Source organism: Pseudomonas sp. AC247 (genome assembly GCF_979258015.1).
The window spans coordinates 5,899,399-5,922,962 of sequence record NZ_OZ409829.1; the positions used below are offsets into that span (position 1 = coordinate 5,899,399).

Consider the following 23,564-nt stretch of genomic DNA (forward strand, 5'->3'; position numbering starts at 1 on the left):
ATTGAGCAGGCAAAAAGCCAATTCATGTAGTATAACTACAAGCGTGCTACATCCTTGCCCATAAGAAGAGTCCAGCCCCTTGAATCTGCTGCAACACATCGCCCAATCACGTCACCTGTTACGCAAGTCGGAGCTCAAGGTCGCCGACCACGTGCTGCTTGACCCTGCGGCGGTGATGCACAGTTCCATGGCCGACCTGGCCCACAGCGTCGGCATCAGCGAGCCGACCATCGTGCGCTTCTGTCGCGCCATCGGTTGCTCCGGTTTTCAGGATCTCAAACTCAAATTGGCGCAAAGCCTGGCCGCTGGTGCCAGCTTCGGTCAGTTCGCGATCCACGAAGACGACTCGGTTGCCGATTACAGCCTGAAGATTTTCGACACCACGTTGCACACCCTGATGGAGGTTCGCGAGAAGCTCGATCCGATCGAGTTGCAGCGCGCGGTGACGTTGATGTCGCAGGCGCAGCGCGTCGAGTTCTATGGTTTTGGCGCTTCGGGCGCGGTGGCGGCGGATGCGCAGCACAAGTTCTTTCGTTTGCTGCTGACGGCAGCGGCGTATTCCGATCCGCACATGCAGGCGATGTCGGCGGTGACGTTGAAGCCCACTGATGTGGCGATCTGTATTTCGCAATCGGGGCGTTCCAAGGATTTGCTGATCACCGCCAATCTGGTGCGCGAGAGCGGCGCTTCGTTGATTACCTTGTGCCCGAGCCAGACTCCGCTGGCCGAGTTGTCGACTGTGAATCTGGCGATCGATGTGCATGAAGATACAGAGATCTACACGCCGCTGACCTCGCGTATCGCCCACCTGGTGGTGATCGACGTGTTGGCGATGGGCGTGGCCATGGCGCGTGGGCCGAGTCTGGTCAACCACCTCAAGAGCGTGAAGCGCAGTCTGCGCAGCTTGCGCTTGTCGCCGAAAGCGGCAAAAGCCCTCGACGATTAAGATCAAAAGATCGCAGCCTGCGGCAGCTCCTACACGGTCAATGTAGGAGCTGCCGCAGGCTGCGATCTTTTGCTTTCTTGCCGGCAACTTTCATCAAACCGTCATCCCCCGCGCCTATCGTGAAACTCCCGTCATCGCCTTGGGAGACTCGAAATGGCTCAGCCCTACGAAGAACGCAACAGCGCCGCGAAAACCCGTCGTCAGCAGGAAGACCAGCGCCGCATGGAATTTCGCCGCGCCATCGAAGATCGCTTCGAACTCCGTCAGCTTCAAGCCGAGATCGGCGACTTTCCCGAGATCACTCACTGGCAGGCGGCACCCGCAGCTTCCCGTCGAAGCGCTCAACCAGCGCGCTGATCTGCACGCGCTCGCTGCGGATAAACGCCAGGAAGGCGTGCGCCACCGGTGACAAGCGTTTGGCTTTCGCTTGCACCAGGCACCAGCTACGCAGCAGCGGCAATTCCTCGACCGGCAGCTCGACGAGCCCACCGGTCGCCAGCTCCAGGTTCAGGGCATGGCGCGTCAACAGCGCCAGGCCCAGACCCGCCTGCACACATTCACGTTGTGCTTCGGCCGAGGCCACTTCCTGGGTCTGGGTGAAGTGCACACGTTTCTCTTTGAAATATTCTTCACACGCCAATCGCGTTCCCGAGCCGGGTTCGCGGATCAGCAACGTGTAGGGCTCAAGATCCTGCAGGCGCAGCGGGCCCATGTGCGCCAACGGGTGATCCGGGCGCGCTACCGCGACAATCGGATTGTTAAGGAACGGCAAAAATTCCAGGCCCATGTCCTGCGGCACCATCGACATGATCACCAGATCATCACGGTTATCGGACAGCCTGCGAATGACCTGGCCACGGTTGACTACGGTCAGTTGCAGGTTCACTTCCGGGTGCTGGCGCTTGAACGCGGCGAACAGGTGCGGGACGAAGTATTTGGCGCTGGATTCCACCGCCAGTTTCAGCTGACCTTGCAGCGAGCCCTGCATGTCCGAGAGTTGCATATCGAGGTTTTCCAGGCGCCCGAAAATGTCCCGGCTGGCGCGCTGAAGAGCTTCAGCGGCTTCGGTCATGTAGAGTTTTTTGCCAACATAATCGAATAATGGCTGGCCGATCAGCTCTTCGAGCTGCTTTATTTGCAGGCTGACCGCCGGTTGGGTGAGCGACATTTCCTCAGCTGCGCGACTGTAAGAGCGTAAATCACACACTTCGTTGAAGATCTGCAATTGACGCAATGTCATACGCATCAAGGACTTACGCATTTTTTATAGGCTCTGACGGCTGGCTGATGTTTCAACTATAAGTCTTTGCTTATGCCTGACCCAATTTTTATTCATTTTTGTTAATCCCTCATGAGCGCTAGTGTGGAGCTGCGACTAAATTGAAACATTTGGTCACGCGTCGACCTGGGTCTAGCAGGTCGTGGTGCCACCGGCTCAAGGGAACCTCCAAGTGATAACAAAGATCCTGATCGCCAACCGTGGTGAGATTGCCGTACGAATCGTACGAGCCTGCGCCGAAATGGGTATTCGCTCGGTTGCGATTTTTTCCGACGCCGACCGTCATGCGTTGCATGTGAAGCGTGCGGACGAGGCCCATAGCATCGGTGCCGAGCCACTGGCCGGTTACCTCAACCCGCGCAAGCTGGTGAACCTGGCCGTGGAAACTGGTTGCGATGCACTTCACCCTGGCTACGGTTTCCTCTCGGAAAACGCTGAGCTGGCAGATATCTGCGCCGAACGCGGGATCAAGTTCATTGGCCCGTCGGCAGAAGTCATCCGCCGCATGGGCGACAAGACCGAAGCGCGCCGCAGCATGATCAAGGCCGGCGTACCGGTGACGCCGGGCACCGAAGGCAACGTTGCCGACATCGAAGAAGCCTTGGTCGAAGGCGACCGCATCGGTTACCCGGTGATGCTCAAAGCCACTTCCGGTGGTGGCGGTCGCGGTATCCGTCGCTGCAACAGCCGTGAAGAGCTCGAACAAAATTTCCCTCGCGTCATATCCGAAGCGACCAAGGCGTTCGGTTCTGCCGAAGTGTTCCTGGAAAAATGCATCGTCAATCCCAAGCACATCGAAGCGCAGATCCTCGGCGACAGCTTCGGCAACGTCGTGCACCTGTTCGAGCGTGACTGCTCGATCCAGCGTCGCAACCAGAAGCTCATCGAGATCGCCCCGAGCCCGCAACTGACCCCGGAACAGCGCGCCTACATCGGCGACCTGTCGGTGCGTGCGGCCAAGGCAGTGGGTTACGAGAACGCCGGCACCGTGGAGTTTCTGCTCGCCGAGGGCGAGGTGTACTTCATGGAGATGAACACCCGGGTGCAGGTGGAACACACCATCACCGAAGAAATCACCGGGATCGACATCGTCCGCGAGCAGATTCGCATCGCCTCCGGTCTGCCGCTGTCGGTGAAACAGGAAGACATTCAGCACCGTGGCTTCGCGTTGCAGTTCCGTATCAACGCCGAAGACCCGAAAAACAACTTTCTGCCGAGCTTCGGCAAGATCACCCGTTACTACGCCCCCGGTGGCCCGGGCGTGCGCACCGACACAGCGATCTACACCGGCTACACCATTCCGCCGTTCTACGATTCGATGTGCCTGAAACTTGTTGTGTGGGCACTGACTTGGGAAGAGGCGATGGACCGTGGTCTGCGGGCGCTGGACGACATGCGTCTGCAAGGCGTGAAGACCACCGCCGCGTACTACCAGGAAATCCTGCGCAACCCGGAATTCCGTAGCGGCCAGTTCAATACCAGCTTCGTTGAAAGCCACCCTGAACTGACCAACTACTCGATCAAGCGCAAACCCGAAGAGCTGGCCCTGGCCATCGCCGCCGCCATCGCCGCCCACGCAGGCCTGTGAGGAATACAACAATGTCCAAGAAGATCTTTGTCACTGACACCATCCTGCGCGACGCTCACCAATCGCTGCTCGCCACCCGCATGCGCACCGAAGACATGCTGCCGATCTGCGACAAGCTCGACAAAGTCGGCTACTGGTCGCTGGAATGCTGGGGCGGCGCGACGTTCGACGCCTGCGTACGCTTCCTCAAAGAAGATCCGTGGGAGCGTCTGCGCCAACTGCGCGCGGCGCTGCCTAACACCCGTCTGCAAATGCTGCTGCGCGGGCAGAACCTGCTGGGCTACCGTCACTACAGCGACGACGTGGTCAAAGCCTTCGTCGCCAAAGCTGCGGTGAATGGCATCGACGTGTTCCGCATCTTCGACGCGATGAACGACGTGCGTAACCTGCGCGTGGCCATTGAGGCGGTGAAAGCAGCCGGCAAACATGCCCAAGGCACCATCGCTTACACCACCAGCCCGGTGCACACCATCGACGCGTTCGTCACCCAGGCCAAGCAAATGGAAGCCATGGGTTGCGACTCGGTGGCGATCAAGGACATGGCCGGTCTGCTGACCCCGTACGCTACCGGTGAGCTGGTTCGCGCACTCAAAGCCGAGCAGTCGCTGCCAGTGTTTATCCACTCCCACGACACGGCGGGTCTGGCGACGATGTGCCAGCTCAAGGCCATCGAAAACGGCGCCGACCACATCGATACCGCGATCTCCAGCTTCGCATCCGGCACCAGCCACCCGGGCACCGAGTCGATGGTCGCTGCGCTCAAAGGAACCGAGTACGACACCGGTCTGAATCTCGAACTGCTGCAAGAGATCGGCCTGTACTTCTATGCCGTGCGCAAGAAGTACCACCAGTTTGAAAGCGAATTCACCGCCGTCGACACCCGTGTGCAAGTCAACCAGGTGCCGGGCGGGATGATCTCCAACCTTGCCAACCAGCTGAAAGAGCAGGGCGCGCTGAACCGCATGGGCGAAGTGCTCGCGGAAATCCCGCGCGTGCGTGAAGACCTCGGCTTCCCGCCGCTGGTGACCCCGACTTCGCAGATCGTTGGCACCCAGGCGTTCTTCAACGTGCTGGCCGGTGAGCGCTACAAGACCATCACCAACGAAGTGAAGCTCTACCTGCAAGGCGGCTACGGCAAGGCGCCGGGCGTGGTCAACGAGAAGCTGCGTCGTCAGGCGATCGGCAGCGAAGAAGTCATCGACGTGCGTCCGGCCGATCTGCTCAAACCGGAAATGACCAAGCTGCGTGCCGACATCGGCGCACTGGCCAAGTCCGAAGAAGACGTGCTGACCTTCGCCATGTTCCCGGACATCGGCCGCAAGTTCCTCGAAGAGCGTGCCGCCGGCACCCTCACGCCAGAAGTGTTGCTGCCGATTCCTGAAGCGGGCGGTGTGACCAAGGCGGGCGGCGAAGGCGTACCGACCGAGTTCGTCATCGACGTGCACGGCGAAACCTACCGCGTCGACATCACCGGTGTCGGTGTGAAGGCTGAAGGCAAACGTCACTTCTACCTGTCCATCGACGGCATGCCGGAAGAAGTGGTGTTCGAACCGCTCAACGAATTCGTCGGCGGTGGCAGCAGCAAGCGCAAGCAAGCATCCGCACCGGGCCACGTCAGCACCACCATGCCGGGCAACATCGTTGATGTGCTGGTCAAGGAGGGCGACTCCGTCAAGGCCGGCCAGGCTGTGTTGATCACCGAAGCGATGAAGATGGAAACCGAAGTCCAGGCCGCTATCGCCGGCAAGGTCACGGCGATTCATGTGGCCAAGGGTGATCGGGTCAATCCGGGCGAAATTCTGATCGAGATCGAAGGCTGAGATAACGGCCGCGATTCAACGCTTTAAACCTCGGGGGGGCATGTGCTCCCCTTTTTTTTGCTTTTTTCCCTGTAGGAGCTGCCGCAGGCTGCGATCTTTTGATCTTGTCTTCTAAAAAACAACATCAAAAGATCGCAGCCTGCGGCAGCTCCTACCGGGATCGGTTAGAACGCCATGCGCCATTGGCCCATTACGCCGGTGTTGCGGCTGTCTGATGCGACGTCCCCGGTGACGCCCATGCCCAGCGTGTGGTTGGCAGACAGGGCCAGGTCGAGGCCGGCGTCGACTGACAGGCTGTTGCGATCCAGTTGTGCTCCGGCGATTTCGAAATCGATGCCACCGTTGAGCAATTGCTGGCGGGTGTGCAGGTCGAGTTCGCCGTAGGTATGTTTCCAACCAGCACTCAGGCGCGGCGTCAGGTGCATGCCGTTGTCCAAGGTATTGGTTTTTGCCACACGCAGGCCGAAGGTGCTGGTCAGGTTGTTTTGCGATTGCCCGTGGACTTTCAACGCCGCATCACCACCTTTTTCGCTGTAGCTGTCGCGTTGATAGCGCTGGTAACCCAGATTGGCGAAAGGTTCGAGCGTGATGTCACCCTCGCCGAAGTTGTAACCCGCTTCGGCAAAGGCCTGTTGGGTGCTGGCGTCGTAACTGCCCTTGAGACGATCGCTGAAACCATTGAACGCGACTCGACGTTTGCTGCTGCCGTCGTGGCTGGCGTAAGTGGCACCGAAACGCAGCGCCAAGGGGCCGTCCTGGCGAACGGCATAAGCACCGAGGTGCCAGCTGTCGAGGTCGCCGTCCGAATGACGGGCATCGAGTTTCGTCTGCGATTTGCCACCGATTATCCCGACATGCCATTGCTCATCGAGACGCCAGTCGGCACCCGCGACCAGACCTTGGGTGGCGTATTTCAGTGTGCTGTCGGTGTCGCGATCGATCTTGCCGCCGTTGCCCAGTGCCTGGACCCAGACTCGGCCATTGCCGTCGTTTGCGCGGGTCGATGGCTTGCCAGGGTCCAACTGGCGCATCGCCGACAGCAGGCTGTCGTTGACCGGGGTCACGGCACTCAGTGTGGCTTTGGCCAGGTTGGCGTTACTGCCGGCGGCAAGTTGCTCAAGTGCGAGGGCGGCGGTGTTTCGGTTACTGCCGAGCAGGGCGACAAGGGCTTTGTTGGCCGGCGGGGAAAATTCACTGCGTTTGGGGGCCGCCGCAGGAGTGGAAACCACAGCGGATGCGGCCACCCCGCTAGCCACGCCGGAAGTCGTTTTCGCGGACGCTACCGCAGAGGGGGCTGCATTGGGCGTCTGATCAATGCTTTTGGCAATCTCACGAGCACTCGTGGTGTTTGCTGCGCTTTCGACGGGCACCTCATTGCGAGCGTAGGTCAGGCTGACATCCTGAGCGTTGTAGTGGGGTGTTGGGGTCATGTATGCGAGGTTGTGTTCGATTGCACCAAAGCGACCTTCAACCTTTTCGGCTTTGAGCAGGGTGTGCTCGCTGCTCTGAGGGTAGTCCCCGGCAGTCAGCAGTTTAAGGGTCGCATCGCCGAGATTGGCTGTCCCACGTACCAGGATGGTTTCACTGACACCGGCAGCGTCCACCTCGTAAGCCAGTGTTGCGCTGTGCGACAGGTTCAGATCGCCGTTGATTTGCGGTGCGCCATAAGCGTGATCAACTGTCAGGCGGCCGTGCAGGTTCAATGTGCCGGTCGCTCCTCGACCGGCAAAGTGGCCGTTTTCGTTGACGGTGACCCCACCGCCGATGATTCCCAGGTTGGTCAGATCACCGCCAGCCACCACAAGTGCTTCGCCACCTATCCCGCCTCGGTTGACCAGAATGCCTTGGACAATGGCATGACCTCTGATGTCTCCTTCGTTAGTAAGGTTGGCTTTCGGCCGAACCATCGCGCCTTTTTCGAAGCTCCCCAATCCTTCCTTGCTGAGCGTCCACTTGCCTTTCATCACCTCCAGCCCGTCAATATTGCGCGTTTCCCCCAAGGTACCTTTCGCTGCATCCAGTTGTAGAACGTTGATGCCCCCGGCTCCATCCAGTAGGCCGGCCAGACTGCCACGACCGGTGACGGTGATCAGGTCATCCCGATCATCGAATGGCTCTGAGTAGCCCTTTGTACTGACGGATGTTTTATGAGTCGCCGGATCGCTGGTGAATTGGTCGAGCAGACCGATCAGCTCCTCAGGCGTCGGCATCGGAGCCGGCGGTTCTTGTGCCTGCGCAAATTGCGCGCAACCCACTGCGAGGGTGATGGCCAAGGCCAGTTGTTTCGGTCGAAATATGTGTTGAGCGGGCATCAAGTAAGGCCTCTTTTGACAGGAGGCCAAACTCTATGTGGAAGGACTGTGGGGGCGATGTCAGCTGCTTCCCACAGGTTTGCGGCTTCTATCAGTTTCCTCTGTGGAAAATTTCCGCGACCGTGAGAACGGCTGGTTTTACCCCGCCGTTGCGGCGTGTTTTCCTACAGCGAATACAGATGTAACCCGCTGGCAAACTCAAAAACTCGTCTGCCTCTGTCCGATCAGCCTGTGATTACGGCTGTTAAGTGGACGGCCTTGTTGCAGCACACCTCACGTCCGGCGTTCGTACGCCTTGCCGTAATGCCGCTCCATTCGCGCCTGAATCAACTCCAGACCGATGGACATCACCCAGTAAATGATCGCCGCAGTGGTGAGCATTTCGATATAACGATAGCTGGAGCGCCCATACGACTGCGCCAGAAACATCACTTCCCAGACCCCCATCACCGAGATCAGCGACGAATCCTTGAGCATCGAGATGAACTGGTTAGTCGTCGGCGGGATGATCGTGCGCATGGCCTGGGGCAGGGTGATGCGCCAGAAAATCACCGATTCGCGCATGCCCAGCGCCAGTGACGCTTCGCGTTGGCCATAGGGAATGCCGAGGATACCGGCGCGGAAAATCTCGCTGAGATAGGCACCGTAATTCAATGACAGGGCGATGATGCCCGCGACAATGGCGCCGGGCACGATGCCCAGTTGCGGCAGCCCGAGATAGATCAGCAGGATCTGGATAAGCAGCGGCGTGCCGCGAAAGAACGACGCGTAGAAACTGGCGATGCCGAACGCCACGGCGCTTTTCGACAGGCGTGCCAGCGCGGTGACAAAGCCCAGCAGTGACGAGGCGACAATCGAGCAGACACACAGGAAAAGCGTCAGCGCAGCGCCCTGCAGAAAGCCGTTGGGGGCCAGATGCAGGCCGACCAGATTGGGCAGTTTGTCGAGGATGATCGAGAACTTCAGGTCGAAGCTGAGGAAAAATCCGCCGAACAGGCAGACCATCGCCGCCCACGTCAGGTACAGCCGCGTGCGAAAACCGAAGAGTCGTTGCAGACGTGATTCAGCCACCCGCTGCGGTGGCTGTGGAGGTGTAGGGAAAGAGGTCATTGGCTGATATCGGCGCCGATCCATTTTTGCGAAAGTTTGCTCAGGGTGCCGTCCTGTTTGAGCTGCGCGAACACTTCGCGCACTTTGGCATTCCATTGTGCGTCGCCCTTCTCGATGGCGACCGAGTTCGGCTCCGAGTACAGCGGCGCGCCAGCCAGTTTGAAGCGTTTGTCCTGGTTCAGGCGTGGTTGCGCGGTGACGAGATTGGTGAGAATCGCATCCAGCCGCACCCCTGCGCCAAGCCCCAGGTCCTGGAACGCGACGTTGTCGGTATCGTACGGCGCGATCTGCACGTCCTCGAACGGGTACTGCAACTGCGTGTCTTCAGCGCCTTCGATCACCAGGTTCTTGTTCAGATAGCTCTCGTAGCTGGAGGCACTGGTGAGGCCGACTTTCTTGCCGCTCAGATCCTTGGCTTGGTGGATCCGGTCATCCTTGGCATTGACCACGATCACGGCCGGCGAGGCGTAATACTCGACCGGGAAATCGAACACTTCGGCGCGCGCCTTGCTCGGTGTCATCGAGCAGATGCAGATGTCGTAACGGCCGCTCCAGCGACCGGCGGCGATGACATCCCAGGACGGCGTTTCGAGGCGCAGCTTGACCCCGAGTTTGTCGGCTACGTCTTTGGCGACATCGACATCGAAGCCGTCGAGCTGGTTCTGATCGTTGAGAAACGAGAACGGTGGATAACTCTCCATCAGCACGCCGACCAGTTGCTTTTTCTGCTCGACACGGTCCAGCGTGGTGCCCGCAAAGGCTTGCGTCGAGGCGGCCAGAATCGTCAGGCCCAGGGCCAGTAGCGGTTGAAATTTCACAGTCGATCCCTGAGTAAAAAAGAGGTTGTTATTAACCGAATGGTGCGTATTAAATAGTTATAAGAACGACTCTGATAGTGAGTTATTTTCATAAGCATATGAGTGAAAAGCATATGGGCGCAGGCAGCACGATTATTCTCGATGGCGGTATGGGCCGTGAGTTACAGCGCGCCGGGGCGCCATTTCGGCAGCCGGAGTGGTCGGCGCTGGCCCTGAGCGAAGCGCCGCAAGCGGTTGAGGCCGTACACGCGGCGTATATCGCCAGCGGTGCCAATGTGATTACCACCAACAGTTATGCGGTGGTGCCATTTCATATCGGCGCAGAGCGCTTCGCCGCTGAAGGGCAGGCGTTGGCGGCATTGGCGGGTGAATTGGCGCGGCGGGCGGTGCAGGCGTCGGGAAGAACCGTGCGCGTGGCCGGCTCGTTGCCACCGCTGTTCGGCTCCTATCGACCGGACTTGTTCGAAGCCGCACGCGCGCCCGAGTTGCTGGCGCCGCTGGTCGACGGCCTGGCGCCGCACGTTGATCTGTGGCTGGCGGAAACCCAGAGCTCGATCATTGAGGCGCGAGCCATCCACAATGGTTTACCGCAGGACGGCAAGCCGTTCTGGCTGTCGTTCACCTTGAAGGACGAAGACATCGATGAAGTACCGCGCTTGCGCTCTGGCGAGCCGGTCGCCGAAGCGGCGGCAGTGGCGGCTGAGTTGGGCGTCGAGACGTTGCTGTTCAATTGCAGTCAGCCGGAAGTGATCGGTGCCGCGATTGACGCGGCGCGTGAAACCTTCGAACGCCTGGGGGTGAACATTCATATCGGCGCTTACGCCAATGCGTTTCCGCCGCAGCCAGAAGAGGCAACGGCCAATGATGGGCTTGATCCGTTGCGCGAGGATCTTGATCCGCCGGGTTACTTGCACTGGGCGATAGATTGGCAGCAGCGCGGTGCCAGCCACTTGGGCGGTTGCTGCGGGATCGGCCCCGAGCACATTGCGGTGCTGGCGCAAAAGCTGGGGTGAAAAACAGATCAAAAGATCGTCCGAAGGCTCGGGCCGCGTGCGGACGATCTTTTGCTTTGCGCCTCAGCTACGGCACTCAACCAACCCTTTCACCTGGCCATCCGGTGTCTGGTTTTCATCGCTCAACCAACGCGCGAACCCGGCGCCAATCGCCGGCCATTCCGAATCCACAATCGAGTACCACGCGGTGTCGCGGTTCTGGCCCTTGACCACCATGTGCTGGCGGAACACGCCCTCGAAGCTGAAGCCCAGACGTTCGGCGGCGTATTTGGAGCGAGCGTTGCCGTTGTTGCATTTCCATTCGAGGCGGCGGTAGCCGAGGTCGAAGGAATGTTTGGCCAGCAGGTACACCGCCTCGGTGCTTTTCGGCGAGCGCTGCATCGGCGCGCCGAAGGTGACGTGGCCGATCTCGATGCGGCCCTGCGCCGGGACGATCGACATCAGGCTGAGGATGCCTTGCACCTGGTTGTTCGCACGGTCGATGACCGCGAAGAAATACGGGTCGCTGGCGGCCGCATGGTTGTTCAGCCAGGCGTCGAAAACGCTGCGTTCCGGGAACGGGCCGTAGGGCAAATAATCCCAGAGTTTCGGGTCGGCGCCGGGGCCTTCGAGGGCGGCGAACAGTTGTTCGCCATGGCGTGCCGGGTCGAGTCGTTCGAGGCGAATAAAACGGCCTTCAAGCAATGTGGCGGTAGGGGCGGGGACGCCTTTCCAGTCAGCCGGTGAAATGATCATGGGTGCCTCTCCTTAAATGGCTTTGCGAAACTGGATGAAGCCCGGGCGCTCGGCGATGCGCTCGTAGAGCTGGATCGCGGTGGCGTTGGATTCGTGGGTCAGCCAGTGCACTTTGCAGCAACCGTCAGCCTTGGCGGTGGCGTAAACGTGTTCGATCAGCAGGCGGCCGACGCCGGTACCGCGTGTTTCCTCGGTCACCAGCAAATCCTGCAAGTAGCAGGAGTTTTCAATGCTCCAGTTCGAGCGATGGTAGATGTAATGCACCATGCCGACTGCTTTGCCATCGGCCCAGGCCAACGCCGCGTGGGTCGGTTCGCTCGGGTCGAGGAAGCGCTGCCAGGTGCTGTCGGTCACGGCGTCCGGCAGGTCGGTGTTATAGAAACGCAGGTAGGCCTGCCACAGCGGCAGCCACGCGGCGCGGTCGGCGGCGCTGACCTGGCGAATGTCGATCTGACTCATGGTGATTTCCTTAGCGCATCAATCGGGCGAGGGTTTGATCGTTTATTTCGGGGCTGGCGGCCAGGCCTTCACGCACGCCGGCAATGTCTTCGGCGCTGCGGTTCTGACTGAGCTTGCGCTTGCCCTCGAGACGGTCGATGGGAATGGCGAAACCGACAATCGCCTTGAGCATGCCGTCGATGTAGTCAGCGGGCGCATCGGCGACGGACCACGGCTGGGCGCGGCCGGCTTCATGGCGGTCGGTGAGGGTGCTGACGATGTCGAGCAGGCGTCCACCATCGCTGAAGGTTTCGGCGTGGCCATAGGCGTGCACGGCGATGTAGTTCCAGGTTGGTACGACTTTGCCGTGCTCGGCTTTGCTCGGGTAAAAGCCCGGGCTGACGTAGGCGTCGGCACCGGCAAAGATCAGCATGGCTTCGGCGCCGTCGCGCAGGTCTTTCCATTGCGGGTTGGCGCGGGCCAGGTGCCCGTACAGCGTGCCGTACTCGCCTTGTTCACAATGCAGTAGCACCGGCACGTGGCTGGCTTGCAGACCGTTTTCGCCGTGGGTCACCAGAATGGCGAGGCGGGTGGCGAGGATCAGTTCGTGCAGTTGGGACAGTTCTTCGATGGCAAAGGCGCGCGGCGTGTACATGGACAGATTTTCCTTGGCGAATGCCTGCATCCTAGGCAGGCTATTGGTCTGTTGTAAGAGCCATTGCCGACCAATTTCATAGGTCCATTGCCATGCCTGACTCGCCATCGCTGTCCATGCCCTTCAATCCCGCCGGTATCGAGCTGGATCGGCGCCAGGGTTTGAGCCGCCAGCTGTATCAGGCGCTGCGTTTGCGCGTGCTCGATGGACGCCTCGCCAGCGGCACGCGGCTGCCGGCCAGTCGCGATCTGGCGGCAGCGTTGGCGATTTCGCGTAACAGCGTGGTGCGCGCTTACGATCAGTTGTATGCCGAAGGGTTTATCGAAGGCCGCGTCGGCGACGGTACTTACGTCGCGCAATTATCGGCGCCGCCGCCCTCGGCGAAAAAACTATCCACAAAAGTATCCACAGGGTTTTCAACAGGCTTACCCACAGCCTTATCCACAAATTGGCTGGATTTACCTGTGATTCCATCCAGTAAAGTTATCCACAGCGCTACTTTTTCGCGTATTGAAAACAACCATTTGGCCAAGCCGCCGAGTGGTCCACCGCGTGCTTTTCGTGTCGGTGTGCCGGCCTTCGATCTGTTCCCTTTTGAGGTCTGGGCCAAGCTGAACGCGGCTTTCTGGCGCAAGCCGGATTTGCAGCAGCTGTGTTACGGCGACCCGGCCGGTGATGCGCGTTTGCGCGCGATGATCGCCGCCTATCTGCGCAGTTCGCGCGGCATGCAGTGCAGCGCTGAACAAATTGTGATCACCAGTGGCGCGCAGCAGGGTATTAGCCTTTGTGCACAGTTGCTGGTGGAGCCGGGCGATGGCGTCGGAATCGAAAATCCGGGGTATCGCGCCGCTGGTCACGCATTCGCCGTTGCGGGTGCGCGATTGCGTGGGATTGCGGTGGACGAGGAGGGGATTGATTGCGCGGCATTGGCAGCGGCAACGGATTGTCGCGTCGCCTACGTGACGCCGTCTCATCAATACCCGACCGGCGTGGTGATGAGTCTGGCGCGACGTCTGGAGTTATTGGCCTGGGCCGAACGCACGCAAGGCTGGATCGTCGAGGACGATTACGACGGCGAGTACCGTTACACCGGCGCACCGCTGGCGCCATTGGCGGCGCTCGATCGACAGGGCCGCGTGTTGTACGTCGGCACCTTCGGCAAAGTCGCATTCCCGGCGCTGCGCCTGGGTTATCTGGTGTTGCCGCCAGCGCTGGTGGACGCCTTTTCCCAGCGCCGCGCGGTGGACGTGCGCCACTCGGAAGTGAGCACCCAGGCCGTGATGGCCGAGTTCATGGCGGCCGGGCATTTTCAGCGGCACATCCGGCGCATGCGTCGTGCAGCGCTGAGCCGGCGCAATACGCTGCTGGCCGGTTGGCCGAGCGATATTCCCGGCGTTGGCAGCTTGCCGAGTGTCGCGGCCGGTCTGCATCTGACCATTCCCGTGGACACATTGGCCCGTGAGCAACAGTTGATTGCTCTGGCCGCCAGCGTCGATGTCGAGATCAACGGTTTAAGCAGTTACTGGCTGCCGGATTCAACTTTGCCGGCGGATCAGCGCGCCGGCCTGGTGCTGGGTTTTGCCGCCGTGCCCGAGGCCGCGATCACTGCGGCACTCGGGCGTTTACGAAAGGTTTGGCGGGGCTGAGCTCAAGGGTTTTCTTCGACGGCAGGTTCCTCCAGCACAGGCAGATCGAGGAACAGTTTGCGCAGTGCCGGATCAGTCAGTTTGCGCAAAACACCGTTGACCCGATCGAACGCATTCAATGATTTTTGCTGATCCACGGTGAGCGTTTCCAGGTAGCCGTCGGCGACTTTCAGGTGAGCCGTCGTCGGTTGGTCGGACGGTGTCTGCAGCGTTTTGTAGTGGAAGTGCGCGACCCACAGCGGCCGATCGTGATTGGCTTTGTCCAGAATCCGGAATTCCTGAAAGTAATCGCCGAACTGTTTCGTTGCAATCCGTCCGCGCTCATCACGTACGAGACTGACCTGCGCTTGCTCGTACATCCAATTGAAGGCGGTTTGCGTCGGCTTGCGCAGTTTGTACAGGCTGGCGCGGATATTCACGCCTTCCTGCCTGACATGTCGGGCTGCTTCACGCAGTTCAGCACTCAGCTCTGCCACTGGAGGCTGCTCTTTTTTGGCTTCGCGCAAGTTTTTCAGCGCTTGTTCGACCTCGTCAGCACTGCGCTCCAGTTTCAGCGCGTACTGATCATGGATGTCCTGCATGTCGGCAGGAATACGTGAGGGCCGCAGCGCATCCTTGCGGGTACGCTTGAGAAAGTTGGGGTAATCGAGAGTGAGATCCAGGGCATTGTTTATGGTGTCGATATCGTCGCGAGCCGGCGTCGGTGGCGAAGATGATTTTGGCAGTATTTTATTCACTGCTTCAGCGGGTTTTTGCGCCGGGGCTGCGGGGGCTGGATCGCGTGGTCGGGACTTGTGCACCTTGATCATCGCCCGCGATGGACCGGGGCGCTCGGATTGTGACGTCTCGGTGATCTGCAGGGATTCTTCATTGAGCAGCAGAGAGTCGAGACGGGTCTGCGCCACTTGCCGAAACTCTTCGATCACCGTGCGCAGATGCATCACCGCGGCGCGCTTGACCAGTCCCGGGTGAGTATCGGGCAGCTCGAGCAAGCGCTCGTCGGCATCGTTGAAGGTTTCGAGGAAGTGGTTCATCCGTTCCAGCTCCGCAGCGGGTGTCGCTGAGGGTGTTCCGGGATTGATCTGCACAGCCAGCTCATGCGCTGCTCTCGCCGCACTGATGATAATGCTACTGACATCTTCGCGAGCCTGAGCCATGAGCGGGCCACCGCGGTCTTCCAGACACAGCTCGTTGGACATGCCGATTTCATTGGCTTTGAAATCCAGCGCGGTAGCACGGGGCATCAGGTTTTCAAGTCTTGTCGCTGTGATGATGCCGGTTTTACCAAGCGCCTTGAGCTGCTCAAGGGAAGTACGAGCCAGGGTCAGTTTCTCTTCCAGTTGCTGGCCCAGATGGATCGAACGGGTGATGGTGTCGACGTAGATCTGGCGGGGGATTGGTTGATCGGCGGGTACGTTGAAGGCCATTGCATGCGTGGCTGCATCGTAGGCATTCCTGTTGATTAAAAACCAGGCCGAGATGTTTTTGTGCAGTTCTGTGGTCATGCGCACCATGTCGTACACATAACCGACCGTGCCGCCCTTGGTGCGCCATTCGCGCAGTTGATCCAGCGCCGTTGCGTACTCGTTGATGGCCGTTTCCACTTTTTGCCCGTAAGCGCGCGTGGCGGCTGCGCTTGCCGGTGGGGCTGCCCTGAGCTTTTCGTTGAACGTCGTGTTCAACTCGGCCTGGAGGATTTTTTCGCGCTCCTTGAACGCCTTCAATGCGTCTTCGAGTTGTTGTTTTCGGTGTTCGTTGGCGTGCTTGAAATGCTGCAGACGACTTTTGCGGCCACCCCCGCGCAGGCGCAAACGGGTGTCGATGTACCACAATCCCTGCAGACCGTGGGTTAACAGCGGGCCACTGCGTGTCGGATCGCCAGGCACACACAGGGTGACTTGATCCTCGGGATCCAGACGCACTTCAAACCAGCGTTCGCGCACCTGCGCGTAGGTCTTGTCACCGAGCTGGTAGAGGTGAGGCGGCTCTACGTTGAGCGTGATCAACGCTTCGTGCTTCAGGTCGGGCGGTGTCACTTTCAGCGAATCCAGATAGCGCCCCAGTTCGGCGGAGTTGCGTCGTGGCACTGAGCCGCCGACTTCAAGCGATGAACTGTGTTCAGGCGGCAGTTCATTGAGCAAAGGCATTGGCTGAAAACGTGAGCTCACCGGGGCAACCTCGATTTTGTGCGGGACTTCAATGACCGTTCGTGGGGTGCCTGCCGTGCCCGAAATCCGACGTCGTTGCCGCACGGCGTGGTGGGTCAGAATGATCCCCAGCGTCAACAGCACATTGCCCAGTGAAGTCCACTCGCCGAGGCGATTACCGCGCTCATGCGCGTCGAGCGCCTGCTGGATTTCCTCAATGCTTTGCCACACCCAAACGGCTGTCCCGAGCGCGCCGCTGAGAAAATTCGAAGCGACATTGAACAGGCTCCAGCTGCTTTCCTGCAGCAACAGCCAGCGCTGATCGGCGTTGGACAGCGATTGACGATCCGCCAGTTCGACAATGGCCCGAGCGTTGTTTTCAAAAAGCGTCTGCAGCCGGTCTCCGTTGATTTCGACATGGCCGAAACTCACGTGACCGAGCCCGCCCAGACGCAGGTTGGGATCGGAGAGCTGTTGAGTGATCAGCCAGGGCGACGGCAATCCTACGGGGAATACGTACTGGGCGTATTCGAAACTCAGGTTGCGATCGGGCAGCCAGGCCAGTACCGAATCCCTGAGTTCGCCCGGTTGATGCAAGGCGTACAGTAGATTCTGTCGCGACGGGAATTGCCTCAAGGTCGGCTCAAACAGCGGGCGGTACAGAATGCACGGACCATTGTCCGGATCGCCCGGGCCGATGATGAACATGTTGGTGACGGTGTCCGCGGCGCTGACCAGTCGATGCTGCGGGATCAACGTCAGTGGGCAGATGGAAATCCGCTGTGAAGACACAACGGGTTCGCCGACCAATTGGCGAATGTAGGCAAAACCGGTTTCATCAAAACCGTTCTGCGCGCGAACCTTGTTTTCCAGCGCGGCAAGGGGCAGCAACAGGCGCAACTGCTGGTGATACAGCGCTGCCTGACGCGCCGACTCCTGTGGGTCGTCGAGTAACCTGCGCTTGATCAACTGCGGGTAGACCTGACCGATATCGACTTGCTTTGACAGCCGCACCAACAGATCGACTGTCAGCCAGGCCGGCACAGGCTCGCCGTGTTTGAAACGCAGACTGGCCTGATAAGGCGTGGTGTTTTCCAGGGCGAATTCGCCCAGGGAGCGCGAATAGGTGTCGAGCACGTTGGGCAACGTCAGATCACCGGCGGTAAAGCTGTTGGTGATGCTGATCTCGAGATCATCCAGCGGCAGGGCGGCGGCGCCTTCGGCGTGTTTGTCGCGAACAATCGCTTCGTGCATCAGCCGCTGGGCAAAACGGTCGATAGGTTCGATCAGATCTCTGCTGATTTTGACCCGCGGGTCGCGGTACAGCTTGCCCAGGCCGGTGATGTATCGACTGTAAGCGGCGAGGTCTTTGGCGGAGGCGTTGTGCAGCCAATCCGGAATTGCTGCGTCGAGTTGATCGAGTCGGGCCTGCTCGTCGACAGGCATCACCGACTCCGTCAGGGTGGCCGCAGCGGAGGGGTTGTCGCTGTCACTGGCGCTGATCGCGACAATGGCGTCGAGCTGCGAAGCCACCAATGCCCAGGCCATGTGATCAAAGATGTTGCCGTCAGGCTCGAACAACCGCCACTGCATCGGATGCCCGTCCAACTGTTCGGAGAGGCGCGAGGGCAACGACGCCCCCAGCGCATCCATCGACGCAAACGACTCGTAGCCGCTCTCGATGGTGTACATCAACACCCGCTCGTGCCCTTCGTGAAGAGCGCGAATGACCAGCGCGCCACCGAGCAACAGATGAGTTGCGCCAGCGCTTTCGAGAATGTCGATATCAATCAGCCCGGCCTGAATGTCGCTGAAGTCACCCTGAGTTGCCAATCGAATGTTCTTGTCCGGCGTGGTGAAAATCAGCCGGGCCAAGGCACATTCTTCGGTGTTCCAGCCCTGCACCTGGTTGACGTCCAGGGCTGTGCGCAAAGAGTCGGCAAGTGCTTGCCAATGCGGTTCGGAGCGGCTGCTGCTGTTCCAGAAATCCAGTTGGCGCTCCTGATACTCGACGAACAACAGCGGCGCGTACTCATTAAGCAGGCGGCCGATCTCTTCGATGTCGACGGCCAGATGCGTCGGCGTTGGCGCGTCGGGTTCTGTGGTCAGGAAGTGTTCAGCGGCAAGAAAGTTGGCTGAGGCGCCGTACAAATTCAGGCGTACCAACGCGTGGCTCAGGGATTCAAAACGAGTGGTGTCGGCAACGATCTGATGGTCTTGTTCACGCCATTGCGGTGTACCGATCATGCACTTGTCAGGATTCAGCGCCAGCTCGGGATATAACCCGTTCAAGGCTTCGCTGAGCATTTGCGTAGCGACACCTGCCAGCGTCGGACCATGGCTGGTCAGGTTGACCAGACGGCTTTTATCGAGCAATGGCGTGGACGGGCTGGAAGCCAATGTGATGACCGGATTCATGCGTGAGCCTGCGATGTGGAAGGTGTGGGAACAGCAAAGAACAGGTTTTTTGCCAGTTGCACGCCGATCTCGCTGCGGTAGATGGCGATCACATCCTGTGTGCTGGACGCACTGCTCAGGTTGTAGGCTCCGCCTAACAGGCGCTGGTCTCGGGTCTTGAGGTGGGCGGCGCTGAACAACTCGGCAACCGTGTCGGCGCGCTCGTAATGAAAGTGCGCGTACCACAGCACGGCGTTGGTCTTGCGGTCGCGAATTTCATATTCCTGCAGAAAGTCTTTCCTTGGGCCTTTGAGCCGACGCCGACCGGCAATCACTGCGATCGTCACCTCTTGCTGCGCCACCAGCCATTCGACGCGCGGCGCTGTGGGCAACTGGCGTTTGGTCATGCTCACGCGCAGTGAATGCCCCTCGGTCTTGAGCTGCTTCACCGCCGCGTCGAGTTTTTCTTTGAGCAGGGTCGCGGTGTTCGCCTGGGCATTTGAAGAGGGCGCAGAATGCAACGCCTGTTCGATGGCCCTGGCGGTATCGTGCAACTGATTGGCGTGGTGGTTCAGCGATTCTTCGACTTCGATCGGCAGCCGGTTCGCTTCATGAGCGAGACTTTTTTGCCGTTCGATAAAGCCCTGCAGCGCATCCAGCAAGGATTGCCCCGAGTTCATCAGGCTGCTCAAACTTCTCGGTGGCAGGATTTTCGGAGGTTTGCTGCGCAGGCGTTGCACCCAAACGCCCGGTTCCTTTTTGTGAAAGGTTGCCAGTACCCTGCCGGTCAGGCTGGCTTTGACATCCGCCAATTGCACGTGACCCTCGGCTTCTTTGCGTGGCACCGCGAGCTGAGTGCCTTTGAAGCGCGTTTTGATGGCTTTCTTTACCGGCGCGCGTGACGGGCCGGGCTGTGGCTGCTGAGGTCCACGGTCACGCAACAGTTGAGTCAGTTGGTGGGTGCTTTGCTGGCTGAATTCGCTGATGTGTAATTGCAATTGCTCTAGCTGGTCGGGTATCAGCTCTGCGGCTGACTGCAGCGCAAGATCGCGTAATCGCGAGTCGATGATGGCGAACTGATCGACCAATGCATTGAGCGGCTCGATACGTTGGCTATCGCTGAGGACATGATCCTCACGTTGCAGATCCAGCGAGTTCTGAATCGCCAGATCGGCTTCGTCGACCAGACGTTCGAGGTTTTCCCGAACAGCGTCCAGCCTGGCGCTGTTGCCTTCTTTGACGCAGAACGGACGCGTCAGCGTTACCCGTAGCGCTTTCATGTCCGGTACTTCGTAATCCGGCAGTTTTCTCTTGAAATCACTGGCAACTTGCGCGGCTTCTTTGCCGAGAATGTTCAGTTCGAGAAAACTCGCTTGAGCCATTTCTGTACGCTGGATCATCAGGGTGGTCAGTCTGAGCATCTCTTTGTAAGGGCCCAGATCAGCCGGCTTGATCCCTAGCTCCTCACCGGCCAGCAGCCTCAATGTCTCGTTCAGCGACGACTTGAATGTCGTTTCGATCTGATCGATCCACGACTGATTGAAAAACAGCTGGGTTCTGAGCATCTCGATCATCGAGGCGCGGTAACGCGGAACGGCATCGAAGCGGTTCAGCTCTTTGACCGAGCTGATGGCGCCGTCGTAGGCGCGGATCTGTGCTTCAAGCTTTTGCAGAAATACCGTTTCGTGGGCGGGATAGGTCGCATCCGGCGCACTGAGCATCGCCTTGCGCGCAGCGACCAACGCCGCCTTAGTCGGCCCCAACTGGTTGTCGAATTGTTTAAGTTGCTGGCGCAGTTCGTCGACCCGCTGTGCATTCTTGCGCAGCACTTCGGCTCTGCGGCTTTTGAGCCCGCCACCGCGCAACCGCAGGCGCGTATCGATGAACCAGCGCCCCTGAAGGTTATGTACCAGCAGGGGCCCCGGGCGTGGTGGCTGGTGGCGGGAGTCGATGATCTGTACATCGTGCTGGTCGTTGAGTTGAACCTCGAACCAGCGCGATCCGACATTGGCGTAGAGCTTGTCGTCGCTGGCATAGAGGTGTTGTTGCGGGCCCTCATTGATGGGTTGTCCCAACTCGGGCGGCTTGCTGATGGCAAAGCGTTCCAGAGCCTGACCAAGGCTGACGGGCGTGCGATTGAGCGCGCCATCGCTATGGATTGCCAATTGATGGCTGGCCGGCAAGTCGACGGATGAAATGTCCGCGAGCTGTTTCATCTGGATTTTCGCCGGGTGCACAGGTGTTTCAACGACTGTGTTTTTGCCCTGCGCTTCGGTTTCGCCGATCCGGCGAGTCGGCCTGCCCCGCGTGGCCGCGCGATGGGCCAGCACCATGGCCAATTGCAGAAGCAGGTCAGTGAGGGCGTGGGCAGCCAGTTCGTGGTCGTCGTTTTGTGCAGCTTCAAGTGTTTGCTGCAGGTCATCGAAAATCTGCCAGATCCACACCGCCGCGCCGAAAGTCGGATTGAGAAATGGCAGCACCGCGTTAAACAGTTTCCACGCACCCAGTTTCAGCGTCGCCCAATGACTTTCGGCGTTTGATACCGATTGCCGGTCGGCGAGATCGATCAGCGCGTGGGCATTGGCCTTGAACAAAGCAGGCAGGTAATCACCGGCCAGTACGTCGCCGCCCAGCCTCACCGGTCTATTGAGGTTGACGTTAAGCAGCGGATTGGTCAGCAGCTCGGCGAGCACCGCGAGGTCGGGCAAGTCGCCGTGGAAAATGTAGTTTGAATAAGTGGCGCGCACTCGATCCGGCAACCAGGCGAGTACCGATTCGCGGATCTTTTTCGAATGCTTGATGGCGTAGATCAGACTCGCCGGTGTCGGGTACTGAGTCAGTGCGTTATCCAGCAGGGGCCGGTAGAGCAGGCACGGGCCTCTAGTCGGGTCACGCGGGCCGATCACGAACATGTTGGTGACGGAATCAGCGCTGTCATCGGCCTGTTGGTCAAGGACGAACGACAGTGGCCGGATGACGATTTCCTGATCGTCGACGCGGCGACTTTCACCGTCGGTACTCATCACCGCGACGACGTAACGATAACCCTGCTCATCAATGCCGCCTTCGCCGCGGATCTTGTTTTGCAGCGCGAGCAGCGGCAGTTGCACTCGCAAGTGACGGCTGTACAGATCCTCCAGATAGGCCGACTTGACCGGGTCATCGATCAGTCGATCCTTGATCCGCGCCGGATAGGTTTTACCGACATTGAGCGTGGTGACCAGCTCTTCGACATAGGCGGTCGTCAGCCAGTGGGGAACGCTTTGCGCGCCGAGGAAATACAGTTCTTTATCGCCCAACGGTTCCGCGATCAGGTTTTCCAGAGCCAGTTCGGCCAGGCTCAGGATCAGCGTCTCGCTGGTGCCGGTGGCCTGAGTGCCCCAGACCACCGGGCTGGTGATGCGGATACGCAGATCTTCAAGTTTCAGGTCTTTGGCTTCGGGGTGTTTTTTTTGCATCAGCAAGCTGATGTTGTTCAGAGCAAAACGCTGAATCGGCGGGATGTCATCTTCAAATGAAGTGGCACTGTTCTGCCGTATGGCGGCCAGCTCCATGAGGTGACGGCTGAACGCACTGAGGTCGTTGGAATTCGCTCGGCTCAGCCACTCTGGTAATAACGGGTCGATGCGATTGAAGCGCGCGTCGTTGTTGTGCGCGTGGTGGGCGTTGGTGTCGTGGGCAGTGCTTGCCGCGTTGTCGCTGAAATCGAGCTCGCCCAGCGCCTGAGCCTGGAGGGCGATCAAGGTGCAAGCCTGGGTGTCGAAAAAATTGCCTTCGGGTTCGACTAGCCGCCACTCAAGCGGGCTCTGCGGTGGCAGATCGCCAGCAAACCGGCTCAGGTAGTCGCTCAGTGCGTCCAGTGAAGGATGGGCGCGAAAGCCGAGGACCACCGAGTGGGTGAGGATCAGCGTGCGCTCAGCCTGCATGCCGATGACCACCGCGATGTCCATGATGTTGAGGTGCTGCGCGGCTGCGCCACCGCGATCCAGATCAATCAGGCAGGCCCGCGTCTGGTAAGGGTCATGGGGCTGGCGCAGGGCGCGGTCGGGATAGTTGAACACCAGGCGCGCGAGGGCCTGTTGATCGGCGTCCCAGCCTTTGACCCGCTTGAGGTTCCAGCGGGCGCGCAAGGCCAGCGACAGCTCCACCCAGCGAGGTGTGTCGGACGTGGTGTGCTGGTTCCAGTAATCCAGCTGCTGTTCCTGATAAGCGGTAAACAGCACCGCGGCCAGTGTGTTGAGCTGCCGGCCGATGACATCGATATTGACGGGCAACTGGATGGACGGGTTGGCGCTCGGTTGTCGGGTCAGGAACTGTTCACCGTCGATGTACATCACCGGTTTGCTGGCGATCACGTGCCACAGCAGGGCGTCGGTCAGGGACTCGAAACGGGTATCACCGGCGATGATCTGCTCACCGTCGCTGATCCAGGAGGGCGTGCCGACCATGACCAGATCCGGGTCAAGTTCAAGGGCCGGGTACAGCTCGGCCAGTGCCGAGCGCAGCACCGTTGCGGCGACTTCGCGCAGGGCCGGGCCAGTGACAAGCTGTGTCAGCAGGTCGCTGGGTGGGGCGGACTTGGGTTGAGAATCGGGCTCGTTGTTGAGCATGTTCAGATCCTTCTGACGATGAGGCTGCAAAACGCAGCATCGGATTCGCG

General features: G+C 59.6%; 15 protein-coding genes. 6 read left to right on the forward strand and 9 right to left on the reverse strand.

Annotated features, from left to right (window positions below; translation table 11 throughout):
- The first annotated feature begins 79 nt into the window (after window positions 1-79).
- Both hexR and ACZZ0B_RS26675 read left to right on the forward strand, forming a co-directional pair.
- Window positions 80-946: a transcriptional regulator HexR gene (gene hexR / locus ACZZ0B_RS26670; protein WP_008078846.1), complete on the forward strand. Its 867-nt coding sequence runs from the start codon at window positions 80-82 to the stop codon at window positions 944-946.
- A gap of 153 nt (window positions 947-1,099) precedes the next feature.
- Window positions 1,100-1,303, forward strand: a complete 204-nt coding sequence (locus ACZZ0B_RS26675) for a PA3496 family putative envelope integrity protein (protein WP_008078845.1) — start codon at window positions 1,100-1,102, stop codon at window positions 1,301-1,303.
- On the opposite strand, the gene ACZZ0B_RS26680 is transcribed toward ACZZ0B_RS26675, so the two are convergent.
- Window positions 1,245-2,207, reverse strand: coding sequence for a LysR family transcriptional regulator (locus ACZZ0B_RS26680; RefSeq protein ID WP_158836288.1), 963 nt, complete (start codon window positions 2,205-2,207; stop codon window positions 1,245-1,247). The genes ACZZ0B_RS26675 and ACZZ0B_RS26680 overlap by 59 nt on opposite strands.
- 190 nt (window positions 2,208-2,397) lie before the next feature.
- Between ACZZ0B_RS26680 and ACZZ0B_RS26685 the strand changes: the two genes are divergently transcribed.
- Both ACZZ0B_RS26685 and oadA read left to right on the forward strand, forming a co-directional pair.
- A complete protein-coding gene (locus ACZZ0B_RS26685; RefSeq protein WP_053125176.1) occupies window positions 2,398-3,813 on the forward strand; it encodes an acetyl-CoA carboxylase biotin carboxylase subunit in 1,416 nt (471 codons plus the stop codon).
- Window positions 3,814-3,824: 11 nt separating this feature from the next.
- Entirely contained in the window at window positions 3,825-5,633 is a 1,809-nt protein-coding gene (oadA, locus tag ACZZ0B_RS26690; protein WP_463546626.1) for a sodium-extruding oxaloacetate decarboxylase subunit alpha, read from the forward strand.
- A 164-nt stretch (window positions 5,634-5,797) separates the two neighbouring features.
- Here oadA and ACZZ0B_RS26695 read toward each other — a convergent pair whose 3' ends face one another.
- The 3 genes from ACZZ0B_RS26695 to ACZZ0B_RS26705 form a co-directional block, all read right to left on the reverse strand.
- Window positions 5,798-7,945, reverse strand: coding sequence for an autotransporter family protein (locus ACZZ0B_RS26695; RefSeq protein WP_463546627.1), 2,148 nt, complete (start codon window positions 7,943-7,945; stop codon window positions 5,798-5,800).
- A gap of 273 nt (window positions 7,946-8,218) precedes the next feature.
- Window positions 8,219-9,055 (reverse strand): amino acid ABC transporter permease, encoded by an 837-nt coding sequence (locus tag ACZZ0B_RS26700; RefSeq protein WP_008078829.1) that lies wholly within the window; start codon window positions 9,053-9,055, stop codon window positions 8,219-8,221.
- Window positions 9,052-9,873, reverse strand: coding sequence for an ABC transporter substrate-binding protein (locus ACZZ0B_RS26705; protein WP_463546628.1), 822 nt, complete (start codon window positions 9,871-9,873; stop codon window positions 9,052-9,054). Before ACZZ0B_RS26705 ends, ACZZ0B_RS26700 begins: the two co-directional genes overlap by 4 nt.
- A 113-nt stretch (window positions 9,874-9,986) precedes the next feature.
- Here ACZZ0B_RS26705 and ACZZ0B_RS26710 point away from each other — a divergent pair, with 113 nt between their 5' ends.
- Window positions 9,987-10,886 (forward strand): homocysteine S-methyltransferase family protein, encoded by a 900-nt coding sequence (locus ACZZ0B_RS26710; protein WP_463546630.1) that lies wholly within the window; start codon window positions 9,987-9,989, stop codon window positions 10,884-10,886.
- 63 nt (window positions 10,887-10,949) lie between these two features.
- On the opposite strand, the gene ACZZ0B_RS26715 is transcribed toward ACZZ0B_RS26710, so the two are convergent.
- The 3 genes from ACZZ0B_RS26715 to ACZZ0B_RS26725 are packed head-to-tail and all read right to left on the reverse strand — an operon-like array spanning window position 10,950 to window position 12,714.
- The gene (locus tag ACZZ0B_RS26715; protein ID WP_463546631.1) at window positions 10,950-11,621 is read right to left on the reverse strand and encodes a GNAT family N-acetyltransferase; all 672 of its coding nucleotides are present in this window, start codon (window positions 11,619-11,621) and stop codon (window positions 10,950-10,952) included.
- Between the two features lie 12 nt (window positions 11,622-11,633).
- Window positions 11,634-12,080 (reverse strand): N-acetyltransferase family protein, encoded by a 447-nt coding sequence (locus tag ACZZ0B_RS26720; RefSeq protein WP_463546632.1) that lies wholly within the window; start codon window positions 12,078-12,080, stop codon window positions 11,634-11,636.
- A gap of 10 nt (window positions 12,081-12,090) precedes the next feature.
- Window positions 12,091-12,714 carry an FMN-binding negative transcriptional regulator gene (locus ACZZ0B_RS26725; RefSeq protein WP_158836302.1) on the reverse strand — a complete coding sequence of 208 codons (624 nt, stop codon included), beginning with the start codon at window positions 12,712-12,714 and terminating at the stop codon, window positions 12,091-12,093.
- 92 nt (window positions 12,715-12,806) lie between these two features.
- On the opposite strand from ACZZ0B_RS26725, the gene pdxR reads away from it, so the two are divergent.
- The gene (pdxR, locus tag ACZZ0B_RS26730) at window positions 12,807-14,360 is read left to right on the forward strand and encodes a MocR-like pyridoxine biosynthesis transcription factor PdxR (protein ID WP_463546633.1); all 1,554 of its coding nucleotides are present in this window, start codon (window positions 12,807-12,809) and stop codon (window positions 14,358-14,360) included.
- A gap of 2 nt (window positions 14,361-14,362) precedes the next feature.
- Here the strand turns inward: pdxR and ACZZ0B_RS26735 are convergent, their stop codons facing one another.
- Both ACZZ0B_RS26735 and ACZZ0B_RS26740 read right to left on the reverse strand, forming a co-directional pair.
- Window positions 14,363-18,925 (reverse strand): dermonecrotic toxin domain-containing protein, encoded by a 4,563-nt coding sequence (locus tag ACZZ0B_RS26735; protein WP_463546634.1) that lies wholly within the window; start codon window positions 18,923-18,925, stop codon window positions 14,363-14,365.
- Window positions 18,922-23,514 (reverse strand): hypothetical protein, encoded by a 4,593-nt coding sequence (locus ACZZ0B_RS26740; protein ID WP_463546635.1) that lies wholly within the window; start codon window positions 23,512-23,514, stop codon window positions 18,922-18,924. The genes ACZZ0B_RS26735 and ACZZ0B_RS26740 overlap by 4 nt, the downstream gene beginning before the upstream one ends.
- Window positions 23,515-23,564 lie beyond the last annotated feature (50 nt).